Raw genomic sequence first — 674 nt, 5'->3', positions numbered from 1 at the left:
TTCATATCACCTTACCGACGCTTTTCGCAGATTAGCACGCCCTTCATCGCCTCTGACTGCCTAGGCATCCACCGTGTACGCTTAGTCACTTAACCTCACAACCCGAAGATGTTTCCATCGTTCAAGTTGCAAACATTTGAGAGACTCTATGACAGGTTACTCTTCATTCCGGTACTTCTACGGAGGAATGAATTTCAGCCGTCATGTTTCAATTTTCAGCTTGTTCCAGATTGTTAAAGAGCAAAATACTTCGCAGCATACTGTTTCCAATATACTCTGAAGTATTGAAATACCGGACTATATGGTGGAGCTAAGCGGGATCGAACCGCTGACCTCCTGCGTGCAAGGCAGGCGCTCTCCCAGCTGAGCTATAGCCCCATACAGTCACGCGCAGTACCTTTTCCACTTCCGAGAAGTGGTAGGCCTGAGTGGACTTGAACCACCGACCTCACCCTTATCAGGGGTGCGCTCTAACCACCTGAGCTACAAGCCTATAAAGGTATTTCTGCTCGTTACTTTCTATCAGACAATCTGTGTGAGCACGCCACTCGAAGCAATATCTTTAGGTAAGGAGGTGATCCAACCGCAGGTTCCCCTACGGTTACCTTGTTACGACTTCACCCCAGTCATGAATCACAAAGTGGTAAGCGCCCTCCCGAAGGTTAAGCTACCTA

General features: G+C 48.4%; 2 tRNA genes and 2 rRNA genes. All 4 read right to left on the bottom strand.

The window, feature by feature from the left end:
* Nucleotides 1-95: ribosomal RNA gene (locus ACJ8IM_RS25195) — 23S ribosomal RNA — on the bottom strand; the annotation flags it as partial.
* Nucleotides 96-302: 207 nt separating this feature from the next.
* Nucleotides 303-378, bottom strand: a tRNA-Ala gene (locus tag ACJ8IM_RS25190).
* Nucleotides 379-416: 38 nt separating this feature from the next.
* Nucleotides 417-493: transfer RNA gene (locus ACJ8IM_RS25185), tRNA-Ile, on the bottom strand.
* Between the two features lie 74 nt (nt 494-567).
* Nucleotides 568-674: ribosomal RNA gene (locus ACJ8IM_RS25180) — 16S ribosomal RNA — on the bottom strand; the annotation flags it as partial.

It is taken from the genome of Serratia sp. CY33525, assembly GCF_052169115.1.
GTDB classification, from domain to species: domain Bacteria; phylum Pseudomonadota; class Gammaproteobacteria; order Enterobacterales; family Enterobacteriaceae; genus Serratia; species Serratia sarumanii.
This window is presented reverse-complemented; position numbering and strand designations above follow the sequence as displayed.